The sequence below is a fragment of the Bradyrhizobium sp. genome, assembly GCF_027307225.1.
Lineage (GTDB): Bacteria > Pseudomonadota > Alphaproteobacteria > Rhizobiales > Xanthobacteraceae > Bradyrhizobium.
The window spans coordinates 34,827-56,329 of sequence record NZ_DAHUXJ010000078.1; the positions used below are offsets into that span (position 1 = coordinate 34,827).

Annotated in this window: 27 protein-coding genes and 1 riboswitch; of the genes, 12 read left to right on the forward strand and 15 right to left on the reverse strand. The window is 62.2% G+C overall.

What is annotated here, in order from left to right:
- Nucleotide 1: 1 nt before the first annotated feature.
- Nucleotides 2-1,405: a carotenoid oxygenase family protein gene (locus tag M6D32_RS13420; RefSeq protein WP_298256863.1), complete on the reverse strand. Its 1,404-nt coding sequence runs from the start codon at nucleotides 1,403-1,405 to the stop codon at nucleotides 2-4.
- A gap of 112 nt (nucleotides 1,406-1,517) precedes the next feature.
- Here M6D32_RS13420 and M6D32_RS13425 point away from each other — a divergent pair, with 112 nt between their 5' ends.
- Both M6D32_RS13425 and M6D32_RS13430 read left to right on the forward strand, forming a co-directional pair.
- Entirely contained in the window at nucleotides 1,518-2,243 is a 726-nt protein-coding gene (locus tag M6D32_RS13425; protein ID WP_298256865.1) for a TetR/AcrR family transcriptional regulator, read from the forward strand.
- Nucleotides 2,244-2,358: 115 nt separating this feature from the next.
- Nucleotides 2,359-3,237, forward strand: coding sequence for an SET domain-containing protein (locus tag M6D32_RS13430; protein WP_298256867.1), 879 nt, complete (start codon nucleotides 2,359-2,361; stop codon nucleotides 3,235-3,237).
- Between the two features lie 43 nt (nucleotides 3,238-3,280).
- On the opposite strand, the gene M6D32_RS13435 is transcribed toward M6D32_RS13430, so the two are convergent.
- A complete protein-coding gene (locus M6D32_RS13435) occupies nucleotides 3,281-3,709 on the reverse strand; it encodes an Rrf2 family transcriptional regulator (protein WP_298256869.1) in 429 nt (142 codons plus the stop codon).
- A 117-nt stretch (nucleotides 3,710-3,826) separates the two neighbouring features.
- On the opposite strand from M6D32_RS13435, the gene M6D32_RS13440 reads away from it, so the two are divergent.
- Both M6D32_RS13440 and M6D32_RS13445 read left to right on the forward strand, forming a co-directional pair.
- A complete protein-coding gene (locus M6D32_RS13440) occupies nucleotides 3,827-4,285 on the forward strand; it encodes a group III truncated hemoglobin (RefSeq protein ID WP_298256871.1) in 459 nt (152 codons plus the stop codon).
- The gene (locus M6D32_RS13445; RefSeq protein WP_298256873.1) at nucleotides 4,282-4,416 is read left to right on the forward strand and encodes a hypothetical protein; all 135 of its coding nucleotides are present in this window, start codon (nucleotides 4,282-4,284) and stop codon (nucleotides 4,414-4,416) included. The genes M6D32_RS13440 and M6D32_RS13445 overlap by 4 nt, the downstream gene beginning before the upstream one ends.
- 37 nt (nucleotides 4,417-4,453) lie before the next feature.
- On the opposite strand, the gene M6D32_RS13450 is transcribed toward M6D32_RS13445, so the two are convergent.
- The gene (locus M6D32_RS13450) at nucleotides 4,454-4,852 is read right to left on the reverse strand and encodes a hypothetical protein (RefSeq protein WP_298256876.1); all 399 of its coding nucleotides are present in this window, start codon (nucleotides 4,850-4,852) and stop codon (nucleotides 4,454-4,456) included.
- Between the two features lie 147 nt (nucleotides 4,853-4,999).
- On the opposite strand from M6D32_RS13450, the gene M6D32_RS13455 reads away from it, so the two are divergent.
- From M6D32_RS13455 to M6D32_RS13470, 4 genes are all read left to right on the forward strand, one after another.
- Nucleotides 5,000-5,818 carry a helix-turn-helix transcriptional regulator gene (locus M6D32_RS13455; RefSeq protein ID WP_298256878.1) on the forward strand — a complete coding sequence of 273 codons (819 nt, stop codon included), beginning with the start codon at nucleotides 5,000-5,002 and terminating at the stop codon, nucleotides 5,816-5,818.
- A 228-nt stretch (nucleotides 5,819-6,046) separates the two neighbouring features.
- Nucleotides 6,047-6,712 carry a DsbA family oxidoreductase gene (locus M6D32_RS13460; protein ID WP_298256880.1) on the forward strand — a complete coding sequence of 222 codons (666 nt, stop codon included), beginning with the start codon at nucleotides 6,047-6,049 and terminating at the stop codon, nucleotides 6,710-6,712.
- 176 nt (nucleotides 6,713-6,888) lie between these two features.
- Complete coding sequence (locus tag M6D32_RS13465) at nucleotides 6,889-7,188, forward strand: flagellar basal body protein (RefSeq protein ID WP_298256882.1); 300 nt, start codon at nucleotides 6,889-6,891, stop codon at nucleotides 7,186-7,188.
- A complete protein-coding gene (locus M6D32_RS13470) occupies nucleotides 7,116-7,322 on the forward strand; it encodes a flagellar basal body rod C-terminal domain-containing protein (RefSeq protein WP_298256884.1) in 207 nt (68 codons plus the stop codon). Before M6D32_RS13465 ends, M6D32_RS13470 begins: the two co-directional genes overlap by 73 nt.
- 85 nt (nucleotides 7,323-7,407) lie before the next feature.
- Here the strand turns inward: M6D32_RS13470 and M6D32_RS13475 are convergent, their stop codons facing one another.
- The gene (locus M6D32_RS13475) at nucleotides 7,408-8,640 is read right to left on the reverse strand and encodes a GNAT family N-acetyltransferase (RefSeq protein ID WP_298256886.1); all 1,233 of its coding nucleotides are present in this window, start codon (nucleotides 8,638-8,640) and stop codon (nucleotides 7,408-7,410) included.
- Nucleotides 8,641-9,139: 499 nt separating this feature from the next.
- Here M6D32_RS13475 and M6D32_RS13480 point away from each other — a divergent pair, with 499 nt between their 5' ends.
- Nucleotides 9,140-9,712: a TetR/AcrR family transcriptional regulator gene (locus tag M6D32_RS13480; protein WP_298256888.1), complete on the forward strand. Its 573-nt coding sequence runs from the start codon at nucleotides 9,140-9,142 to the stop codon at nucleotides 9,710-9,712.
- Between the two features lie 148 nt (nucleotides 9,713-9,860).
- Here M6D32_RS13480 and M6D32_RS13485 read toward each other — a convergent pair whose 3' ends face one another.
- Together M6D32_RS13485 and M6D32_RS13490 are read right to left on the reverse strand one after the other, a co-directional pair.
- Nucleotides 9,861-10,265 (reverse strand): hypothetical protein, encoded by a 405-nt coding sequence (locus tag M6D32_RS13485; RefSeq protein WP_298256890.1) that lies wholly within the window; start codon nucleotides 10,263-10,265, stop codon nucleotides 9,861-9,863.
- 170 nt (nucleotides 10,266-10,435) lie between these two features.
- Nucleotides 10,436-10,903: a PaaI family thioesterase gene (locus M6D32_RS13490; RefSeq protein WP_298256892.1), complete on the reverse strand. Its 468-nt coding sequence runs from the start codon at nucleotides 10,901-10,903 to the stop codon at nucleotides 10,436-10,438.
- Between the two features lie 610 nt (nucleotides 10,904-11,513).
- Here M6D32_RS13490 and M6D32_RS13495 point away from each other — a divergent pair.
- Nucleotides 11,514-11,810 carry a hypothetical protein gene (locus M6D32_RS13495; RefSeq protein ID WP_298256894.1) on the forward strand — a complete coding sequence of 99 codons (297 nt, stop codon included), beginning with the start codon at nucleotides 11,514-11,516 and terminating at the stop codon, nucleotides 11,808-11,810.
- 111 nt (nucleotides 11,811-11,921) lie between these two features.
- On the opposite strand, the gene M6D32_RS13500 is transcribed toward M6D32_RS13495, so the two are convergent.
- On the reverse strand, nucleotides 11,922-12,212 hold the full coding sequence (locus tag M6D32_RS13500) for a hypothetical protein (RefSeq protein ID WP_298256896.1): 291 nt from the start codon (nucleotides 12,210-12,212) through the stop codon (nucleotides 11,922-11,924).
- A gap of 133 nt (nucleotides 12,213-12,345) precedes the next feature.
- Nucleotides 12,346-12,540, reverse strand: a complete 195-nt coding sequence (locus tag M6D32_RS13505) for a hypothetical protein (RefSeq protein WP_298256898.1) — start codon at nucleotides 12,538-12,540, stop codon at nucleotides 12,346-12,348.
- Nucleotides 12,541-12,558: 18 nt separating this feature from the next.
- Here M6D32_RS13505 and M6D32_RS13510 point away from each other — a divergent pair, with 18 nt between their 5' ends.
- Nucleotides 12,559-12,744, forward strand: a complete 186-nt coding sequence (locus tag M6D32_RS13510; RefSeq protein WP_298256900.1) for a hypothetical protein — start codon at nucleotides 12,559-12,561, stop codon at nucleotides 12,742-12,744.
- Nucleotides 12,745-13,571: 827 nt separating this feature from the next.
- On the opposite strand, the gene M6D32_RS13515 is transcribed toward M6D32_RS13510, so the two are convergent.
- The 4 genes from M6D32_RS13515 to M6D32_RS13530 all read right to left on the reverse strand — a co-directional run bounded on the left by M6D32_RS13515 (nucleotide 13,572) and on the right by M6D32_RS13530 (nucleotide 15,222).
- Nucleotides 13,572-13,745 (reverse strand): hypothetical protein, encoded by a 174-nt coding sequence (locus M6D32_RS13515; protein ID WP_298256902.1) that lies wholly within the window; start codon nucleotides 13,743-13,745, stop codon nucleotides 13,572-13,574.
- A gap of 18 nt (nucleotides 13,746-13,763) precedes the next feature.
- On the reverse strand, nucleotides 13,764-13,922 hold the full coding sequence (locus M6D32_RS13520) for a hypothetical protein (RefSeq protein ID WP_298256904.1): 159 nt from the start codon (nucleotides 13,920-13,922) through the stop codon (nucleotides 13,764-13,766).
- Between the two features lie 602 nt (nucleotides 13,923-14,524).
- On the reverse strand, nucleotides 14,525-14,716 hold the full coding sequence (locus M6D32_RS13525) for a hypothetical protein (RefSeq protein WP_298256906.1): 192 nt from the start codon (nucleotides 14,714-14,716) through the stop codon (nucleotides 14,525-14,527).
- Nucleotides 14,717-14,943: 227 nt separating this feature from the next.
- Nucleotides 14,944-15,222, reverse strand: coding sequence for a hypothetical protein (locus tag M6D32_RS13530; RefSeq protein WP_298256908.1), 279 nt, complete (start codon nucleotides 15,220-15,222; stop codon nucleotides 14,944-14,946).
- Between the two features lie 242 nt (nucleotides 15,223-15,464).
- Here M6D32_RS13530 and recA point away from each other — a divergent pair, with 242 nt between their 5' ends.
- The gene (recA, locus tag M6D32_RS13535; protein WP_298256910.1) at nucleotides 15,465-16,553 is read left to right on the forward strand and encodes a recombinase RecA; all 1,089 of its coding nucleotides are present in this window, start codon (nucleotides 15,465-15,467) and stop codon (nucleotides 16,551-16,553) included.
- A gap of 174 nt (nucleotides 16,554-16,727) precedes the next feature.
- Here the strand turns inward: recA and gcvP are convergent, their stop codons facing one another.
- The 3 genes from gcvP to gcvT are packed head-to-tail and all read right to left on the reverse strand — an operon-like array spanning nucleotide 16,728 to nucleotide 21,158.
- Nucleotides 16,728-19,607 (reverse strand): aminomethyl-transferring glycine dehydrogenase, encoded by a 2,880-nt coding sequence (gene gcvP / locus M6D32_RS13540; RefSeq protein WP_298256912.1) that lies wholly within the window; start codon nucleotides 19,605-19,607, stop codon nucleotides 16,728-16,730.
- 18 nt (nucleotides 19,608-19,625) lie between these two features.
- On the reverse strand, nucleotides 19,626-19,991 hold the full coding sequence (gcvH, locus tag M6D32_RS13545; protein WP_298256914.1) for a glycine cleavage system protein GcvH: 366 nt from the start codon (nucleotides 19,989-19,991) through the stop codon (nucleotides 19,626-19,628).
- A gap of 9 nt (nucleotides 19,992-20,000) precedes the next feature.
- The gene (gene gcvT / locus M6D32_RS13550; protein WP_298256916.1) at nucleotides 20,001-21,158 is read right to left on the reverse strand and encodes a glycine cleavage system aminomethyltransferase GcvT; all 1,158 of its coding nucleotides are present in this window, start codon (nucleotides 21,156-21,158) and stop codon (nucleotides 20,001-20,003) included.
- A 142-nt stretch (nucleotides 21,159-21,300) separates the two neighbouring features.
- Nucleotides 21,301-21,390, reverse strand: a riboswitch (glycine riboswitch).
- Nucleotides 21,391-21,503 lie beyond the last annotated feature (113 nt).

Here is a 21,503-nt window from a genome sequence, read left to right on the forward strand (position 1 = left end):
CTCAGGCAGCGTTCACCCAGTTGCCGTGAAACCCGTCGGGGACGCGGTGGCCGAGATGCACCAGCGCGATGGGGCCGGACTCGATGTCGGTCGCGTTGAAAACGGCTAGGTCGCTCGTGTTCTCGCCTGCGCGCCAGACCGCCGCAAGCAGCCAGCCGTCGCCTTCCGCGGCATCCACGGCTTTCTCGACAAACACGGGCTCGGAGATGGCGTCGCCCGCGGGCAGCAGATATTTGGCGAGACGCTTGCCCTTGCCGTTGACATGGGCGATGCCGGAAAATCCCTCGAACATCGGCAGATCGGGATTGGCGCAGGCGTACCAGCCGTGATGGTTGGCAAGGCCCGCGCGGCGATCGTCAATGCGGGGGAATTCGCCGGTGAGATCGTCGTCGAGATAAGTCTGGAGGAAGCGGTCGGTGTTGCCGGCGAGGTCGAAGGTCCAGCGCGAAAGACGCGCGCGCGACTTGTTCGGATCGGTGCGCGTGCCATCCGGGTACGGAAACAGCGGCGCTTCCTCGAACTGCATGACGTCGGCGATGATGCGGTCGCTTTCTTCCCAGGCGTTCATGACGTGGAAGACGTAGCAGCTCTCGCCGCGAAACCAGGCGATGTCCTTGGCGTCGCCGTTGCGCTTCATGACGCCGACGTAAGCGCCCTTGTCGGGCTCCCAGGCATAGGGCGGCTGGCCACGCATGGCGCGCTTCATGCTGCCGGTGATGGGGAGGATCGGAAACAGCAGGTGACGTTCGGTGACGATGAAGTCGTGCACCATGCTGGCATAGGGGGCTTCAAAACGGTCGAAGCGCGTCGCGTTGCCCCTGGCGTCGATCGATCCGAACGAAAGGGTAGGGGTGAGAGGACCGCTCGCATTATAGCCAAAGAAGAACAATTCCCCGGTGACGGGATCGACCTTGGGGTGGGCCGTAAAGGGGCCATCGATTGCGCCGTCGAAATTGCTGTAGCCGCGCGTGGCGAGCGTTCCCGGCTCGATCTCGGTCGGCAGATGCGCTTCTTCCAGCGCCAGCAACCTGCCGCCGTGGAAGACGATGTTGGTATTGGCGACGCCGCCATCGGCCAGCGAAGCCGGCGCGTCGGCCAGCTTGCGCCCGAAACCGCCGAACAGCGCGCGGCCGGCGTTGTGCTCGGCCAGCCATTTTGGCGTGCGTACCCAGCGATTGCGGTAACTGGCGCGGCCGTTCTCCAGATGGAAGGCGTGCAGCATGCCGTCGCCGACAAACCAGTGTGCGCCTGGGGAATCGAACTGCGGATTGGGGCCGTTGCGGTACAGCGTGCCGTTCAGCTCGCGCGGCAATTCGCCGGTAATCCGCAAATAGGGCGCGTCGGATTCGAACGAGATCGGGCCACGGTTGCTACGGATCGTCTTGCTTGCGACTTCCTCTCGCATCAGGTGGCTCCCATGCCCAAATCTTTACGATGTAAAGATATCATTAGGCTTTGGCGCAGGGCGCGTCAAGCAAAATCTTTACAGTGTAAACATCAGACCTTATATTGGCGTCATGACAGTCAGGGCTGAATCGAAGGCGCAATCATCGCGCGGCCGGGCGCGGCGCGTGACGGCAGCGCGTCCGGCGCGCGCGAAGGGCACGGCGAGGTCGAAAATCTCGGGCGAGAGCGCGCCCTATCACCATGGCGCGCTGCATGCCGCGCTGCTGGAAGCAGCGGAGCGATTGCTGGAGCGCGACGGGCTTTCCGGATTGACGCTGCGGGCAGTGGCGCGCGAAGCCGGCGTGTCCCATGCGGCGCCCACTCATCATTTTGGCGACCTCACGGGTCTCGTCAGCGAACTCGCGGCAATCGGGTTCAGGCAGTTCAACGCGGCCATGGCTGCTGCTGATTTCGGTGGCGATACCGCGACGGAAAAGGCGCTGGCGCGCGCCAGGGCCTATGTCGCCTACGCGCAGGCGCATCCCGGCATGTACGGATTGATGTTTCGCACCGAACGTCTCGACATGAAGCGGCCGGCGCTCCATGAGGCGGCGAATGCCGCTTTCGCGGGGCTTGCGGGTGCGATCGGTGCCCAGCGTCACGAGGCGATTGAGACCAGGGCGCTGTCGCTCGTCCAGGCGGCGGCGATTGCACGGGCCTGGTCGCTGGTGCATGGCTTTACGATGCTGCTGCTCGATGGCAGGCTTGGCGACATCCTCGATCGGCTGCCCAAGGGTACCGACGTCGTGACGTTGCTTGATGCGATGCTCACGACATCGGTGACGAGGCCGTCCTAAAGGAACCATGCGAAGCTGGGTAAGGTTCATGCCGATCCTGCGAAGGGCCTGACATTTGCATGGAATCGTCCTAGAACGTTTCCCCTAGCTCTCAGCGTCGCAGTTGTCCCATCGCATGCCTGACATTTCATCGAAGAAGCCCTTTCGCATTGGCCGCTCCCGTACCGGACTTGGCCTCTTCGCTACCAAAAGGATCAAGAAGGGCGCCAAAATCATCCGCTATTTTGGGCCGCTGCTGGATTCCAGGAAGAAAAAAGACGATGCGATCGAGAACAAATACCTGTTCGAGCTGAACAATCGCTGGACCATCGACGGTTCGGTGCGCGCGAACGTCGCCCGCTACATCAACCATGCCTGCAGGCCGAATGCGGAAAGCGACGTCAAACCGCGCAAGCGCAAGGTTTTCATCCGTGCGATCAAGAACATCGAGCCGGGCGACGAGATCAATTACGATTACGGCACCGATTATTTCAAAGCCTATCTGAAGCCGATCGGCTGCAAGTGCGACGCCTGCGAGAAAAAGCGCAAGAAGAAGCGCGCCGAGGCGAGGGCTGAACGGCTGCGGCTGAAGGCCAGGGAGCAGAAAAAGGCCGAGCGAAAGGCCAAAAAAGAGGCGGAGGAAGAAGCGGCCAGGCGCGTCAGGGCCAAGAGAGCCAAAGAGAGAGCCAAAGAACAGAGCAAGGCAGAGGCTGAGCTCAAGCCCGACCGCAAGCGCAAGCTCGATAGCAAATCCAAGACGCCCAATGTCCGCCTCAAGGCTGGAAGCAACCGGACCAAACGCAAGGTCGCCGACGGCGTTCGCCGGAATGGTGTAACCGCCCGGCGCAGCCGATCGAAACCGGCCGCCGCTGCTCCTGTGGCGCCTCAGGCTGCGAGCATGCCTGCCGTCACAGAGGTGACCCGCGCAACGGCGGAGGCGTCGACGGTCTTCACGGCTTCAAATTTCGCCGCGCCAGCAGCGACCACCGATGAGGCTCAGCAGGCCTCTGGGTAAGACGCGCCGGGCAGTGACGCTCCGATCCCGACGTTCGCTCACATCATGCTGCGGGTTTCCGGCGCGGGCGCGCGGGGTAGGCGCATTCGGCGAGCGTCGTCCCGTCGAGCTCGCGCATAAAGGCTTCGCGGGCCGCGGCGAGCCGCGCTTTCAGGCGGCAGCGGGGCGTGAGCGCGCAATCGCCTCCATCTTCCCTGAAACATTCGACCAGCGCACTCGAACCTTCCAGCGCGCGGACCACCTGGCCCAATGTGATCGATTGCGGCGGCCGCGCCAGGCTGAAACCCCCGCGCGCACCGCGCTGGGTGGAGATGAAGCCTCCGTCGGCGAGATCGCCCACCACCTTGGAGAGGTGATTACGCGAGATGCCGAATTCCGCCGCGATCTCGCTGGTGGCGAAGATCCGCTCCGGTTCGGCGGAGAGCCGCATCAGCGCGCGCAGCGCGAAATCGGTGAACGACGTCAGGCGCATGGCAGCCTCTCAAAAACCAATCTCTGAAACCGGACGCGGGACTTTGCAAATTCATCCTAGCCTGTTAAATAGGTATTTGAAATACCTATTTAAGCTTTCACGTTCCATGGAGAGATCATGACGCCTTTAGAACGGCGCGAACAGATCGTCGCCGACATTACCGCCCGGACCGGCATCACCGAGGCCATGATCGATCGTCTGGTGCGCAGCTTTTACGAGCGGGTCCGCGCCGACGAGATGCTCGGGCCGATCTTCGATGCGCGCATCCGCGATTGGGAGCCGCATTTGCAGCAGATGTGCGCGTTCTGGTCGTCGGTCGCGCTGATGTCCGGCCGCTACCACGGGGCGCCGATGCCGAAGCATCTGCCGCTTCCGATCGATGCTGCGCATTTCGACCGCTGGCTGGCGCTGTTCGAGGCGACTGCCGCTGAGGTCTGTCCGCCCGAAGCTGCCGCTCATTTCGTCGAACGGGCGCACCGCATCGCGGCAAGCCTTGAACTCGGCGTTGCCGGTGCGAATGGCGTGTTGCTCGGTCTCGGCGAAAGGTTTCGGCGCAAAGAGGAGGTTGCTCGATGAACAACCATAGCAAGCTCATGACCACGAAAAACGCTGGTAATCCTTATTCCGGCAGCAGTTTGGTGCCGATGTTGGTGGCCGGGCTCGCATTGACGCTCGTCGGAATGGTCGCGGCGGTGATGTTGAGCTAACCCAATCACCGCCGCGACCATCGGCGAGACCCTGCGTTCAGGCCGCGACCATTCCGCCACTCCGGCGCAGGCCGAGGAATTGCAGCTCGGCCAATGCGCCGACTATGATCGCCTGTGCAGCGAGCGCTATTTCACCCAGTGCGTTGGGCGTAACAGCGCCGCTGAAGATCAGGACGATGCTGGAGAGCGTCCAGGCAGCATTGCCCGCGACCACCGCCACAACCAGAATCTTCGGAAAGCCGGTGCGCGTGCTAAGCCAACCGACAAAAGCCGAATAGACAATCAGGAAGAGGCCGGCTTCGCGCAAGAGTGCCTCGGGCAAATTGAGCAGCGGAGCGAACTCGCCAGCGCCCAGCGTCAGCAATACGGCCGCTGTGCCGCTGAAGATGGCGTCGGCTTGGAGGGCGCGGTGCAGTAGCGGGGACGGATAGATCATCGGGGTCTCCTTCGTGGGGCGGAGATGGATCGGCACGCCGGGATGACGTGTCATCTCCTCTGACCCCGACGATGATCTGTGGCGCGCCGCAATTCCATTACGTAGAAGGTAATGGAAGGTGAGAGGCGACGTGTTACGTTCTCCCGCATGAATGCTCAGACTACGACAAGCTACGCCGAGCGGACCGCGCCGCGCCATGTCGGCGAACATTTGCGCCAGTGGCGGCAGCGGCGGCATCTGAGCCAGCTCGATCTGGCAGGTGATGCCGAGATTTCGACGCGGCATTTGAGCTTCGTGGAAACCGGCCGTTCGACGCCCTCGCGCGACATGGTCTTGAGATTGGCGGAGCGGCTCAACGTGCCCTTGCGGGAGCGTAACATCATGTTGGTCGCGGCAGGCTTTGCCCCCGCTTTTCCGCAGCGCGCACTCGACGATCCGGCGCTGAAATCGGCGCGCGCCGCGATCGATCTCGTGCTGCGGGCGCATGAGCCAAATCCCGCGCTCGCTTATGACCGGCATTGGAATCTGGTCTCGGCCAACCGCATGGTGATGCCGCTGCTTGCGGGCGTACCGCAGCGGCTGCTGTCTCCGCCTATCAACATCATGCGACTCGCCTTTCATCCCGAGGCGCTCGCGGGCCGCACCGTCAATGTCGCCGAGTGGTGCGGGCATTTGCTCGAACGTGTTCGTCACCAATGCGAAGCCACCGCCGACCCCGGCCTCATCAAGCTCCATGATGAACTGAAATCCTATCCGCTTCCCGCGAGATCGGCGCCGTTGCCGCCCGACAACGTCGCCATCCCGTTCAAGCTCAAATTCGGCGGCGATGTCCTGAGCTTCATGTCGGCGACGATGATCTTCGGCACGCCGGTCGACGTCACATTGTCGGAACTGGCGCTGGAGACGTTCTTTCCGGTGGATGAACTCACCGCCGAGCGCTTGCGGAAGCTAGCGGAGCGGATTTGACATTCGCCGCCCCTAGCCGCGAGTCGGAAAGCGAATGTCAAATCCAAAGCTCCGCTAGAATCCAATGTTTGCTAGCGGTCCTTTGATTCTAACATTCGCAAAAGTGGCCGCTGAGGAGGGATGCGAATGTTAGAATCGGACCGCTAGTCGGAGAGCCTGAAATAGGCTCCTTGTTTGTGGCCGTCCGCCGGCCTATCTCTGGGCGAGCATCCGAAAGGAGGGCGCGCCATGAGCACCCCAAAACCGCTTCGACTGGACATAGTTTCCGATGTTGTCTGCCCCTGGTGCTACATCGGCAAACGCCGCATCGAGAATGCGCTCAAGCTGGCGACGGATGTTCCGGTCGAGGTGCATTGGCGGCCGTTCTTCCTCAATCCGTGGGTGCCGCGCGAGGGTATCAGCCGCGAGGATTATCTCACCACCAAGTTCGGCTCGGTCGATGCCTATAAGGGCATCGCGGGACGCGTCGTCGCTGCGGCGGGCGAGGAGGGGCTGACTTATCACCCGGACCTGGTGAAGCGGCAGCCGAACACGATCGATTGCCATCGCCTGATCTACTGGGCTGAAGCCAAGGGCAACGCGGCCGAGATGAAGCAGCGGTTGATGGAGCTCTATTTCCGCGATGGCGGCGATCTCACCGACCTCAACGTGCTGGTTCAGGCCGCGGCCGAATGTGGACTGGACGCGGAAGAGACGCGCCGGCGTCTTGCGACCGACGAAGATGTCGCAGTCATTTCGGCGCAGGCCGAGGAAGCCGCGAGCAAGGGTATTTCAGGCGTGCCGACCTACGTCTTCGCCCAGAAATACGCGGTCTCGGGCGCGCAGCCGCCGGAGCAGCTCGCCCGCGCCATTCGCCAGGTTTCGGCGGAAATCAACGCGCAGGCAGCGGAATAGGTGGTGACTCCCATGTCCCGGACGCGGCGCAGCGCGACGTTGCGGATCAGCAGCGCACCGCAAGCACGTTGCACAACATCCGGGGAACGGTGGGTTAGGCCAACGAAAACAGGAAGCGTCGCATTTTAGAGATGGCGTGAAGAAGCGAGTATGATTTATCCGCTAGACGAGAGTGCATGAGCACACTCTCGATTGCGACTTCCGGGCTTTCTGCGGCCAGTCTGCGTCTCGACGTGACCGCAAGCAACATCGCCAACGCCCTCACGACGGGTCCGTTGCCTGCGACCGATGGATCGAACACATCAGGCGGCACGGCAGTTCGAATTTTTCGGCCTATGTGCCGTTGCAGGTCAACCAGGTCGATCAGACCAATGGCTCGACGCCCGGCGGCACGGCCGCGACCGTGTCGGCGGTCTCGCCGAGCTATCTGCCGCAATATGAACCGGCCTCGCCCTTCGCCAACCAGGATGGCCTGATCGCCGCGCCGAATGTCGATCTCGCCACCCAGTTCGTTCAGCTGCTCACCGCGAAATACAGCTTCGCGGCCAATGCGAAGGTCATTCAGGCTTACGCTGACACGACAAAATCGCTGCTCGATATCACGGCGTGATGGCCGATACTGGTGGTGCCCCGGGGGCGCGAGCAAGTGGATTCCGGCTCGCTAAAACGCGTCATGCGCGGGCTTGACATCGTCTTTATCGATTGCGAATGAGATGCACCGCGCGCCGTGCCACTTCGCGCAAGCCATGCCGCAGTTTCATCGCCGCATGGACGGCTGAGACGACGGGATCGTTGCGGCGTAGCGGCAGGATGACGTCGCCGATCCGCAAGCGCCCGCGCCAGATCGGATTGATCATCGGATGATGGGCGCTCGCCGTCGAATCGGCGGTGACCAGCACGGCGTCGGCGCAAAGATGCCGCGTCAGGTCCAGCGTGAGCTGAACGCCGGGTGAAAACCTCGAGAAACTCTCGTCGATGCCGAGCTTGAAATAGAAGGCGCGGTCCTGGTGGCGAAGCACGACCGCGGCCGCAACCGGGGTTTCGCCGGCCCGCATGGTCACGATTTCGCACTGGGCGGTTTCGGCAAGGCCTCGAGTGGCTCGCCGTATAAAGTTCAGATCGCCTTCGTCCTGCCCGAGCGCGGTGCCGCGTTCGCCCTTCCAGCCGCTGGCTTCGAGGGCGAGGAAAATTTCGATCGCCTCAGCGACTTCGTCAACGCTGCGCGCGACCTCGAACCGCACGGCGCCATGCTGTTCGGCCAGTCGATTGCGCTGGCGGCGCAGCTCCTTCAGTTTTTTGGCGCTCAGCGCATCACACAAGACGTCATTGGCGGGACGCCGGGCGTCGAGGCAGGCGCGCAGATGCGAATGCAAGACGATCGGATGCAAGCCCTCCTGGCGCAGCACGCGGGTGAAAGCTTTCATCGCAGTGCCGCTGAGCGACACATCACGCAGGATCAGCGCGCGGGCGCCGGCGGCGCGGGCCTGCTTCATCAGGCGCCTAACGGCTTCGTCGGTATGGCTGCGGTCGAGCAGCGGCGTGCAGAGCGTGCCGTAGGGGCTGGCGCTGGCCCAGGCGGGCAGCGGGATCTTGTAGGCGCGCCACAGCGAGATGACCGGGAGCAGGCCGATCAGCGGCGCTGCTTCGGTCGCCGCCGAGGCGTCTTGCCAGGCGCTGAGCGCAAAGGCGCCGGTTCGGCCGGGGGCCGTGGCGTTCACCGCTAGCTCCCATGCCGGCAGATAGTAACCGTTTGGTTCAATGGCGCGCTCGGCAAGGTTGCGCCATTGCTCGACCGGAACGCTCGTCAGCGGCTTTAATCCGGCGCGCGGTGAGTTTTGTGTAGGAGCAGCGGCGGCATGCGCACGTTTGCTCTCGCCATCGTTGACCGATGGGCGAGACAGGCCAGCGATGTCAGCCGTTTCAGCCACGTTCCGCATCCCCGTCGCAAGGCCTGCTGGTTCAAGCCTTATTTGCGCGTCTTTCAAAGACGCAACGCTAGCGGAAAGTTCGGAAAATGCTGTTGGCGGGGAGATCCAATTTGACCTTTATCGTTAATCGGGCATTGACGACACGCCTCCACACGCGTCCTCGCGCCGGAGCCGGGCAGAACATTGGCCTCCCGTGGGCTTGCTGCACGACGCGCAAATTCGGCCGTCGCCTGACCCCGGGCAGCCTCCCCGTTTGGCTGGCTCGCTTGCTGCATGCGCGGCAGCTACCCGCTGGCTTTTTCGATTACATTTTCGTGATCGGGGAATGTTCGTGCGGCTCCGTGGGTCTTCATGCTGCGCATCATATGACGAGTGTTGGCTCTTAACATGATGGCCACAAGATAACGGTCGGCCGGGCGCGATCGGAGCCACGGTGATCGCCAACATATGGACCAGCAACATCACGCGCTGAGCTATTCAGCGTGGTTACGGGGGTGAAATGGGTACGCAGACGCAGCACCGCGAACAGGTACGGCAGAAAATCATTCAGAGTGCACTGCAACTCTTCAACAGGCACGGCTTCACCGCGGCTTCCATCGACGACATCATGGCCGGGGCAGGAATGACGCGCGGCGGCTTCTACAGCTATTTCCAGAGCAAAAGCGACCTTTATGCCGAGGCGATCAGCTGCTTTGTCACCGAGAAGCAGGAGGTGATTGCAAGCTCCGCGAAAGCGTCGGACCGCGCGGTCACGCTCCTGCGCGACTATCTCTCACGCAAGCATTTCGAAGACTTTGAAGGAACTTGCCCACTGATCGGTCTTCCCAACGACGTCTCGCGTAGCGACCAGTCGGTGAGGGAAGCGCAGGAGGCTGCGCTTCGAATGATGGTGGAGACGTTCCTGCAGGGCATGACGCCGAACGGCCACGCTTCCAGACAGGTCGCGCTCGCGCTGACGTCACTCTGTCTCGGCGGCATGGTGCTCGCGCGCGCGATCGAGGACCAGACACTCGCGGACGAACTGCGCGAGGCCACCATGGCGGTCGGGCTGCGCCTCGGACACTGGACTTGAGGTGCCAGCGGCAAAGAAGACGTTGCGTGTCCCGGACGCGGTGCAGCGGAACGATGCTCCGCAGAGCCGGGACCAAGGTGGACCCCGGATCAGGAGCGCCGCACGCCGCTCGCGCGACGTGAATTTGCGCTGCGTGGGAACGATCCGCTCAGATCGGCTGATAGGTCTGGGTGTCGCAGCCGTCTTCGGGCAAAGCGCGGCGACGATCGATGATGACGCCGCCGTTGATCGATATCCGGTAGGTTTCCTCGCCCAGCGGTTTTCCGTTGGCCGATGTCAATTCGGCCCTCACACAAGCCGTCCAGCCCAGCCCGCGAAGTTCGTGCCGCGCCTCGGAGACCCTGACGTTCTGCGGATTGGACTGGGCCGTGAATACTGAATCCAGTTTTTCGTGCACCATCCGGCGCACGTCAGGTATCGGCTCGGGCGGTGGCGGATCGGCAGGCTTGGCGCGCATGAAATCCGGCAGCGGCGACCGGCTGTCGGCCAGGCCGCAATCAGCCAGCGCGAGCGTGCAGCCGGCGAGCGCGATTGATAAAGCGAGGCGTCGCATCAGCCCTCTTTAAAGCGCTTTCAAGCGATTTGGGGAACCGTTCGCGTAAAGAAAACGCGTCAAACAAAGAAAATCAGAGCGCGGTTTCGATTCGTCAGAACCGGACACGCTCCAGATACGAAGTGAGCCGGATCGCGTTTTAACTTTCATGCCAGCCCCCGCAAGCACGTTCATAACATCGCGAACGCGCTCGAGACCATCGCCACCGGCTTGTTATCGCTGCTGCTCGATATCGTGATGCGGCCAAAGCTCATGGTTCGTCCGAGCCGGACTACCCGCGCATCGGCGATCACGTCGGACTGTGCGACCGGACGCATGAAGTGGGTGGTCTGGTCCACCGTTGTCATCGGACGATAGCCGCGGTTGGCGGAAAGAACGGCAATCACCATGGTCGTATCGGCAAGCGCCATCAGCGCCTGGCCGCAGACGACGCCGCCGTGCCGGCACAGCCGCTCCGAGAATGGCATGCGCAGGATGGCGCCGGGCTGCCAGTCGGCAGACGCATTCGCCGGCGGTTCATATTCGACCCCAATAACCGACAGGCCGAGATCCTGCACCCACGGAGCAAAGACTTCGGCAAGGACGCGCCTGGCCTCCTCGATATCAAATGTCGCGGAAGGGATATGGTCACCTGCCATTACAGAGTGCTCCTGGCGCGTCTCATCTCAATCTCCGATTCCGAAGTTCGCAAGCTCGCCGCGCTAGTGCCCACTTTCCGAAGTCCGTGTTACATCTCAGCGCGCACCTTTCACGGACTTCGGAAAGTTATGGGCACTAGCAGGCCTATGATTCTAGTGCCGCTTTGCTATTTGACGTTCCTGGATCGGATTTGCCGCTTGTGGTGCAGGAACGTCAAATAGGCGGCACTAGTGCCGGATTTCAGTGCGATACGCCAGCCCCCCAAAACAGCTGAAAGAAGTTGAGGGCCTGGCCTTCAGCAGTCGGGCCAGCTTGAAAATGGCAGTGCTTCGGCGCTATGATGGCACACAACGGGGAGTAGTTTTTCCAAATGTTTCGCCGGCTGTTCTTGCTGTTGTGCCTGATCGCGTTTGGTCTCGCCCTCAATGGCTGCACCAAATGCGGCCCGATCTGGGACGATTGGTTTCCGTCCCAGAAATCCTGCAGATCCGACCATCTCTAAAGGCTGGCCGTCGCGACCGGAATCGGAACACTAGCTAACACCCACGAGCGCTTGGCGGGCCGGGCGGCGCGATGCTAATATGCAGGGAAATGATGGGGGAGTTGTTCATGAGAGCGTTGCGCCTTGCGGCCGCGGTTATGTTGCTGGCATCGCCGGCCATTGCCCAATCGCTTCCGCCGATCAATCTATTGCAGGACAAGCCTTCGAAGACGCAGGATCAGCTTGATGCCGAGGCCGTGCAGCAAAAAGCCTACAAAGAATCCTTGAAGAAGATTCCGGACGCCAAGCAGCCCAGCGATCCCTGGGGCGCCGTGCGAACGGATGCGCCGGCACAGGCCAAAACTACGTCGCCAACCAAGAAGGCCAGAACCGGGGCGACCGCGAAAAGCAGCTCGACCAACTAGAGCTCCGATTCCGAAGTTCGCAAACCATCGTGGTGACCTCTGATGCGAACTTCGGAATCAAAGGAGCTCTAGCAACTTGTTGATTTGAGTGCGGCTGAGGCTTTCGTCCGGTCAGGAGCGTTCCGGGCGACGCCGCCGTTGCTGGCCTGCGGTTGATTTCGATCCGGCGTTATTGAGGGAATCGGCCACAAGGCAAATCCGGAAAACCGGCTGCTTGCGCTCGTCGAGCAATTCCATTTCCCACTGCGTGTCCCGGCCGAGCTTGCGGCAGATTCCGCCGACCATATCGGCGCAGGAACTGGTTAGCTCCTGCCAGGCGGCGTTGTTGTCGGCAAGCTCGATACCGTGCTCCGACGCACCGGAATAACGGCCATTTCGAATCCGAAAAAAATAGAGCGGCATGAATACGACCTACAAAATGACCGCCCGCGGGGGCCGGGTTCGGGGCCCCTCTCGGTAATGGCGTTATTTGACGCCCAATATGGCTGTGGATCAATTCCGGTAGGCTACGGGTGAGGCGCGCCGCAACGCGGCCCTATTCGCTTTCGGTGATACGAATCAGCCCATCGCCGGTGACGACGATTCCATTTGTAGTCTCAATTACATACCCGAGATTTATGAGTTTTGACAGGTGCTGCGGCGGCAAGGTCGGGTTGTCAGAGGCGATCGCGATTTCGATCAGGGAAGCGAACTCCTCGGGAGTGAGAAGCTTGGGGGAGTGAACCGTCATATCTTCTACTCGCGATCCATGCAGGCCACAGACAACCGTCGCGAAACGCCCTGCCGGACTTCCGCAAGCGGGATCGTCGGTGATGATATCATTTATTTCCAAAAATTGCTGAATGTAACTTTAGCTGCAGCCGCCGTGGCGGCGACGCCAGCGGCCGGAAAACAGCCTCAATTGATGCAGGCCGCCGGCGTTGGCGGCGCTTGAGACGCTGACCGGCGGATTGGGTGGGGTCGTCGACCCCTTCGAAACGAGCCGACGACCCCTGCCGCGCAATTGAAATTGTGGCCCACACGGGTCATCTCTGCGCGACCGACCAGCTAACACCTGATCGTCACCGCAACCGCTACTCAGTAAGCGCCTGCGGGGGACAGAATACGGAGACTGGCGTTCGGGGCTTCCTTCGCCGTGGCGTCACGCGCGGCGATGCGTCGGAAGCCGGCACTTGGCCAGGCCAATTCCGGCCGCCCCGATTGATCTATGAGAATGCGGGAACCGCCGGCATCTGCAACGATGGTGGTGATCCGAGACGGAAACATGCCCTTTGGATCGACCCCGGACGGCCTCAGCATCCTATCGATGCTGAGGCCGTGCCACTGTGTGCGGAGGCGGCGGCCCCGTTCCGACGAAACCCTGACGCTGAAACCCGGCCGGAGGCATGGCCGTATCCATCCAGATGGCGCGGGCGGGGTGCGGTGTGCGCTCCGGACAGCCGTCAGGCCCCACTGCGATTCCAGCGCATCGCGGTGGGGCTCTTGTCGGTGGCTCGCCCAAGGTGCGGTGCCGGCTGAATCGGGCCGGTGTCCATCCGTGGACCGGGATGCATCTGTGAACTGGTTCACAGACTCGTTTCCGCCTGCCGCGTAGGAATGGCCGGATGGTCCCGGCGAGTGCCCCTCAAACGAACCGGCCAGCCATCGGCGGCTCCGTCGACTCAACCCGGCGGGGCCGTCTTGCGTTCAGGCTTCGCCGCCCCCCGGAGGCGGCGCCGATCCGATTCATCGATGAGATTGCGGGAGCGAGTGGCGGTTGCATCACTCTTTTCGCGTCGCAGCCAATTCGCCCTTGAGCCAGGCCTGTGTCGTTTCCGACGTGAGCGGGTCCGGGCGGTCGCAATCGAAACACCGCCAGGTGCGTTTGCCGTTGCCGCCGGGCGGCAGCGCCGCATCCATCTTGCGTCCGCACCTGGGGCAAAGCTTCGTCTTCATGGCCCGTCCTCTCCGCGTCTACTCTCTTGGCATGACGACGGTCGCGCCGCAGTGATCGCATCGGTAGACGGTGACGGATGGCCGGTCGTCTGCCTTGGGCAGCGTCGCGTAGTGCGCCATTCGGCCTCCGCATTCCTCGCAGATGGGCGCGGGTTTCCTGTCTTCTTTCTTCGCCATGGCGCCGTCAGATCGTCGTCATTCGGGTTGCCCATTATTTCCTAATATTTTCAGGAAAAAGTGGCAATTGCCTTGGTTGCGACAAATTGGGATTGTTCTCGGAGGGAGCCATGCGCGAAGGTGAGGGATTGCCGATCAAGGGCTTGATCGGGGGCCGTCACGGTCGGGGTCGGCGGTGTCGAGACACCCGGGCATGCGCTAATCCAGCGGCGGGATAGCGATGACCTCCTGGCGGGAAGCGGGCTTGTAGAGCGGGGCTCGTCCGGTGCGGGAACACCGTGATTCTACGGAATCCTCGAAAGCTGTGGATAGGCGTAATCTTTCCCTTGCCGGAGGAGGAATTTCATCACCCACAAATTTTTGCCGGTAGGGTCGCGCGAATGCGGCCCTTTTCGATTCCCGCCTCACGCCGGCAAAGGCAGATCAGGACACTTCGCCCCTGCTTCGGTTCCGGGCTGTTTCAAAGCGCCTGCGCCGTTCCGCCTCGGCGTCCAGCCATTTATCCATGAAGTCTGAGTTCGCAATCCAGGAATTTTTCGATGAGTTGAAGGGCACGGGGCAGCGAAGAAAGCGATCTCGCGCCAGTGCCTCCCGAGAGTCATTCAGCTGCCGCTCTTGGGCGGCTCCAGTTCGTTTTGGATCAGAATTTGAATGTCGTCGCGCTCCCTCGGGTCTTCCCCCGATGGGAACGGCTCTCCCGTCTTGCGGCCGGCAAATGTATCCGGCAGCGGAGTGTTGGCTAACAACTCCCGGCTTCGCTTGATGACATTTCGCACCTGATCAAGATGCATCATGTCGAAGTTCCTGTCGGCAAGCCAAGTGCGGAACCGAACCATAGCGGCACTCCCATTGTAGCGGGCGGGAGCGCAACTGGCGTTCTCATCACAGATGAAGGCCGCGGTCCGGGCTGTGATTGCTAAAGCAGATTCTCTTCCCGCATGAGAGTCGAGATAAATCAGGGTTCCATTCTGCGAAACTTCCGTGCGAAGAGAGGCCGCCCACTGAGGCGGCCTCTAAGTGCTCAATCTTCGGTAATTCCTGCCAGCAGTCGCTCTCGTTCGTCTTCTGCTTCTCTCTCAGATGCAATTTGAAGCACAAGCTCACCAAGCCTGTCTGCGGGAACGGGAATCTTCCCTTGCAGAACAAGGCTTCCAATGAATCGACTAGCAATGCCCAGGTTGTGTTCGGCGATACGTCGCCGAGACTTTTCTTGTTTCAGATCGCTTTGGGCTTCTGATAGCCAGTGACGATACTGATCCTTAGTAGGTTGCAGCATGTAGCTGCCGTAGGTTCGGGCCATTCAAGTCTCCTTAGTTGGCCAACCCCGTCCGTTAAATGGTTAACATTTGAAACGTGTTCCAGAGCCGGAACTGAAATTAGGCCACTGTTAACTTCAAACTAGGCCACTGCGGTCGGAAATAGGCCAGTACGCGGTGCAACAAAAAGAACATATTGCGAACAAGGAACAAATAGTGTACATCTGCTCCCACACTGATTCAAACATTTGTCCCGCTCGCGAATCCCGCCATAAGGAGCACCGAAATGTCCGTTACCGCCCTGCGCATCGTCGAAGGATCCTCCATGGATAAGAGTAAGGCCCTTGCTGCTGCGCTGTCCCAGATCGAGCGCCAGTTCGGCAAGGGTTCGGTGATGAAGCTGGGCAAGAACGACCGCTCGATGGATGTCGAGACGGTGTCGTCGGGCTCGCTCGGGCTCGACATCGCGCTTGGCGTCGGCGGCCTGCCGAAGGGGCGGGTGGTTGAAATCTACGGGCCGGAATCGTCGGGCAAGACCACGCTGGCGCTGCATACGGTGGCGGAGGGCCAGAAGAAGGGCGGCATTTGCGCCTTCATCGATGCCGAACACGCGCTCGATCCGGTCTATGCGCGAAAACTCGGCGTCAATATCGACGAACTCCTGATCTCCCAGCCGGACACCGGCGAGCAGGCGCTGGAAATCTGCGACACGCTGGTGCGCTCCGGCGCGGTCGATGTGCTGGTGATCGATTCGGTGGCGGCGCTGGTGCCGAAGGCCGAACTCGAGGGCGAAATGGGCGATGCGCTGCCGGGTTTGCAGGCGCGGCTGATGAGCCAGGCGCTGCGCAAGCTCACGGCGTCGATCAACAAGTCCAACACCATGGTGATCTTCATCAACCAGATCCGGATGAAGATCGGCGTGATGTATGGCTCGCCGGAAACCACCACCGGCGGCAATGCGCTGAAATTCTACGCCTCCGTCCGCCTCGACATCCGCCGCATCGGCGCGATCAAGGAGCGCGACGAGGTGGTCGGCAACACCACCCGCGTCAAGGTGGTGAAGAACAAGCTGGCGCCACCGTTCAAGCAGGTCGAGTTCGACATCATGTACGGCGAGGGCGTCTCCAAGATGGGCGAAATCCTCGACCTCGGCGTCAAGGCCGGCATCGTGGAAAAGTCCGGCGCCTGGTTCTCCTATGACAGCCAGCGGCTCGGGCAGGGCCGGGAAAACTCCAAGGCGTTTTTGAAGGCCAATCCGGACATCACCACCAAGATTGAAGCTGCGATCCGCCAGAACTCCGGCCTGATCTCCGAGCAGATCCTCGCCGGCACGCCCGAGCGCGACGCCGACGGCGAGGAGCCGGCGGAGGAGTAGGACAGTCGGCGTCATTCCGGACGTCGCGAAGCGACGATCCGGAATCTCGAAGTAATGTCCCCAATTTCGAGATTCCGGGTTCGCGCCGATGGCGCGCCCCGGAATGACGTTATTGTGCGACATCTCCGCGCTCCGGGACACGAGAGCGTCCTTCGCGCGGGAAAGATTGTCGCCTCACTCCGCGGCTTGCGCGTAATCACTCACCGGCGGGCAGGAGCAGACGAGGTTGCGGTCGCCATAGACGTTGTCGACCCGCCCGACCGGGCACCAGTATTTGTCTGATCGCGACGTGCCGGCCGGGAAACAGCCCTCGGCGCGGCCGTAGGCGCGCGCCCACCCATCGTCCGCAATGTCGTGCACGGTGTGCGGCGCGTGGCGCAGCGGCGAGGCTTCGATCTTGAAGCGGCCGCTCTCGATCTCTGCGATCTCGCGCCGGATTGCGATCATGGCGTCGCAGAAACGATCAATCTCCGCCCTGGATTCGGATTCCGTCGGCTCGATCATCAGCGTCCCCGGCACCGGGAAACTCATGGTCGGCGCGTGGAAGCCGTAATCGATCAGGCGTTTCGCAATATCGTCGACGGTGACGCCGGTGGAGTTTTTCAGAAGCCTGGGATCGATGATGCATTCATGGGCGACGCGGCCCTTGGCGTTCCGATACAGCACGGGGAAATGCCCCTCCAGCCGTGCGGCGACGTAGTTCGCGTTGAGGATTGCGATTTCGGTCGCACGCGTCAGGCCTTCGCCGCCCATCATCAGGATGTAGACGTAGGAGATGGTCAGGATCGAGGCCGAGCCAAAGGGCGCGGCCGAGACCGGACCGATCGCGCTACTGCCGTTCTCGGGATGACAAATCTGGGGATGACCAGGCAGGAAGGCTTTGAGATGCGCTCTGACGCCGATCGGTCCCATGCCGGGGCCGCCGCCGCCATGCGGGATGCAGAAGGTCTTGTGCAAATTGAGGTGGCTCACATCGGCGCCGTATTCGCCGGGCCGCGCGAGGCCCACCTGCGCATTCAGGTTGGCGCCGTCGAGATAGACCTGTCCGCCATGGTCATGGACGATGTCGCAGATCTCGCGGATATGCTCCTCGAACACGCCATGGGTCGACGGATACGTGATCATCACGGCGGCGAGGTTCTTGCCGTGCTGTTCGGCCTTGGCGCGCAGATCCATGACGTCGACGTCGCCGCGCGCATCGCATGCCACCACCACGACCTGCATGCCGGCCATCTGGGCCGAGGCCGGATTGGTGCCGTGGGCGGAAGAAGGGATCAGGCAGACATTGCGATGGCCTTCGCCGCGGCTCGCATGATAGCCGCGGATCGCGAGCAGCCCGGCATATTCGCCTTGCGCACCTGAATTCGGCTGCAGCGAGATCGCGTCATAGCCGGTGATGTCGCATAGCCACTTTTCAAGCCGCGCAAACAGCGCGTGATAGCCTTCCGCCTGCTCTCGCGGCGCGAACGGGTGCAGCGAGCCGAACGCGTCCCACGTCAGCGGTATCATCTCGGTCGTCGCGTTGAGTTTCATGGTGCAGGAGCCGAGCGGGATCATCGCGCGGTCGAGCGCGAGATCGCGATCGCTGAGCTTGCGCATGTAGCGCAACAGCTCCGTCTCCGAGCGATGGGCATGGAATACCGGATGGGTGAGGAACGCGCTCGCGCGCGTCAAGGCTGCCGGCAACGCATCATCGGCCGTCTGTTCGATCTCGGCATAATTGAGTTTGCCGCCGAAGGCGCGCCACACCGCCTCGACGGTCTCATCACCCGTGGTCTCGTCGAGCGCGATGCCGAGTACGCCGTTGCCGATCCGCAAGTTGATCTTCTCGGCCAGCGCTCGCGCAACAATGTCGGCCTGCCTTTCGCCGACGTTGATCGACACCGTATCGAAAAACGCGTCTGACTTGGGCGCAAAGCCGAGCTTCCGCAGTCCCGCGGCCAGCACGGCCGTGCGACGATGCACAACGCGCGCGATGTGGGTCAGTCCTTCGGGCCCGTGATAGACCGCGTACATGGATGCGATGATCGCCAGCAGCACCTGCGCGGTGCAGATGTTGGAAGTCGCCTTCTCGCGGCGGATGTGCTGTTCGCGGGTCTGCAGTGCGAGCCGATAGGCCGGCTGCCCGCGCGAATCCACCGACAATCCCACAAGCCGGCCGGGCAGCGAGCGCTTCAGCGCATCGCCCACCGCCATATAGGCCGCGTGCGGGCCGCCATAACCCATCGGCACGCCAAAGCGTTGCGCCGAGCCGATCGCGATATCGGCGCCAAGTTCGCCCGGTGATGCCAGCAGCGTCAGCGCCAAGAGATCGGCGGCGACGATCGCGAGCGCGCCCTTGGCGTGAAGCGCTGCGATCGCGGGCCTGAGGTCGCTTAACCGCCCGGAAGAGCCCGGATATTGCAGCAGGCCGCCGAAGACGTCGGCGCCGTCAAGCTCAGTCAAGGGATCGCCGACGACGATTTTCCATCCAAGCGGCTCGGCGCGGGTGCGCAGCACGGCCAGCGTCTGCGGATGCACGTCATGATCGACAAAGAACGATTTGCTTTGGCTTGCGGAGACGCGCTCGCTAAGCGCCATCGCTTCCGCCGCCGCCGTTGCCTCATCGAGCAGCGAAGCGTTGGCGACGTCCAGTCCGGTGAGGTCGGCGATCATGGTCTGGAAGTTGAACAACGCTTCCAGCCGGCCCTGGCTGATTTCAGGCTGGTAGGGCGTATAGGCCGTGTACCAGGCCGGGTTCTCCAGGATGTTGCGCTGGATCACGGCGGGCAAAATCGTGCCGGAGTAGCCTTGGCCGATCAGCGAGGTGAAGACCTGGTTTTTTGCAGCGAGCTCGCGCATGTGTGCCAGCGCCTCGGTTTCGCTCAAGGCGCGCCCGAGATCGAGCGGGGTTTGCTGCCGGATCGAAATAGGCAGCGTCTCCGCCACCAGCGCCGCGAGGCTGGTCGCGCCTGCGGTTTTCAGCATCGCGGCCACGTCGTGCGGGGCAGGGCCGATATGACGGCGCGCGAAACTCGTGGCGGGCTCGGTCAACGGTTTGATGGGCACGGTCATGGGCTTTTCCTCTCGCGATCAGGCGATATGTTTCCGGTAAGCGGCCTCGTCCATCAGGCCTTCGAGTTCGCTCTCGTCCGCGATCTTCACCTTGAAGAACCAGGCTCGGCCTGCGGCATCGGAATTGACCAGCGCGGGTTCGGCGGCGAGGTCGTCATTGATTTCCAGCACCTCGCCGGAAATCGGCGCATAAACGTCCGACGCAGCCTTCACCGATTCGACGACGGCGACCGCTTCGGTCTTCTTCAGGGTGCGGCCGACCTTCGGCAGTTCGACGAACACGACATCGCCAAGCTGCGATTGCGCGTAATCCGTCACGCCAATGGTGGCGACGTCGCCTTCAATGCGGAGCCATTCGTGGTCGGCGGTGTAAAGCGTCGTCATGCAGGGTCCTCAGCGTTTATAGGTATTGGGAACGAAGGGCGTCGGCGTCACGCGCAGCGCGAGGCGCTGACCGCGTACTTCCGCAAAAACAACCGTGTCGGGCGCGGCATGCGATGAAGGCAGATACCCCATCGCGACCGGCGCATTGAGGCTGGGTGCAAAGCCGCCGGACGTGACCTTGCCGATTACTTGCAGTGAGGTCGCATCGGCAAACAGCAATGCACCTTCACGCACTGGCGCGCGGCCATCGGGTTTCAAGCCAACCCGGCGGCGCGGCGCGCCGTGCTCGAACTGCTTCAGGATCTGATCCGCGCCGGGAAAGCCGCCCGGGCGTGCGCCGCCCTTGCGGCGGCTCTTTTGAACGGACCATTCGAGCGCGCCCTCAACCGGTGTCGTCGAAGGATCGAGATCGTGGCCATAGAGACAAAGCCCGGCCTCGAGCCGCAGGCTGTCACGCGCACCGAGTCCGACCGGCAAAACTGCTTCGTCGGCCAGCAACTCCTTGGCAAATTCTTCGGCCGCTTGCGCCGGCACCGAAATCTCAAAGCCATCCTCGCCGGTATAGCCGGAGCGGGAGACGAAACAGTCGAGGCCGGCGAGACGGCGCGCTCCCGCGTCCATGAATTTCATCGCGGATATTTCGGCGTCATATTTCGCCAGCACCGATTCGGCCTTCGGCCCCTGCAAGGCGATCAGCGTGCGATCGCCGAGCGGCTCGATCGCGCAGAGATCGGAAAGATGGCCGCTCAGCAGCGCTTCGTCGTCGGCCTTGCAGGCGGCGTTGACGACGACAAACAGGTGATCACTGAGGTTCGCGACCATGAGGTCGTCAAGGATGCCGCCGGCTTCGTTGGTAAATTGCGCATAGCGCTGCCGCCCTGCGGGCAGCGCCAGAATGTCCTGCGGCACCAGCCGTTCCAGCGCGCGCGCGGCGTCCTCGATGCGGCCGGATTTCGGCCGAAGGGCGATCTGGCCCATATGGGAAACGTCGAACAGCCCGGCGCTCGTGCGCGTGTGCAGATGTTCCCGGAGGACGCCGGGCCCAAACTGCACCGGCATGTCATAGCCGGCGAACGGGACCATCTTGCCGCCGCGCCCAAGGTGCAGCGCGTAGAGCGGCGTTTGCTTCAGGGGAGGCGGGGAGACGGAAACCTCGGGTATCAGCATCACGGAGCCCTCGTGGATTCCAGGAGGGGTGATTCCCTCCAAGGATCCCAAAAGCCCCATCTGTCGCTGTGCCTGAGAGTATTATCCCGTCGGCGGGCACGTCCGGGATCAAACCCGGCAAGTGCCTCTTTCCAGATGTATCGACGTCACGCGGTCCTTTTGCCTGAGAGTTTCCGGGGCGGTTGCTCCTTCGGCGCCGGCCTTATCGGCCGGTCTCTCCCGACGTGACGATGGCAAATAGATAAGCGAAAAAGACGGTTAGGCCAAGCCCGTCAAGGCGAGGCTGCGCCGCTATCAACGTCAAATAGGAGGCAATAGCGCCAAGTCCCTGATCTGTTTGCACTG